At 43.6% G+C, this 275-nt stretch carries 1 protein-coding gene; it reads left to right on the forward strand.

The annotated features are described in order from the left end of the window. A partial coding sequence (locus QN347_RS19885) for a hypothetical protein (protein WP_323494411.1) occupies positions 1–275 on the forward strand: 275 nt, incomplete at both ends.

Genomic DNA, 275 nt, shown 5'->3' on the forward strand with positions numbered 1-275 from the left:
TCCCAGTTCAGACCAGAGAATTATTCGGTGTCTTACATCTAAAGGGTTTCGTCATTGACGATAGCGTCATCTACAGCGGCGCTAGTTTGAATAATGTTTACCTGCATAAATTTGATAAATATCGACATGACCGCTATCTGATTTTGCAAAGTACCGCACTGGCGAATTGTATGCAGTTGTTTATTCGAGAACATCTGTTATCTGCTTCTGCGGTACATCGGCTGGATATCGCAGAGATTCCGACAACGCAAAGCATTCGCGGTGATATCCGGAGT

Origin of the sequence: Sphingomonas sp. 10B4, assembly GCF_035019905.1 — a bacterium.
GTDB classification, from domain to species: Bacteria; Pseudomonadota; Alphaproteobacteria; order Sphingomonadales; family Sphingomonadaceae; genus Sphingomonas; species Sphingomonas glacialis.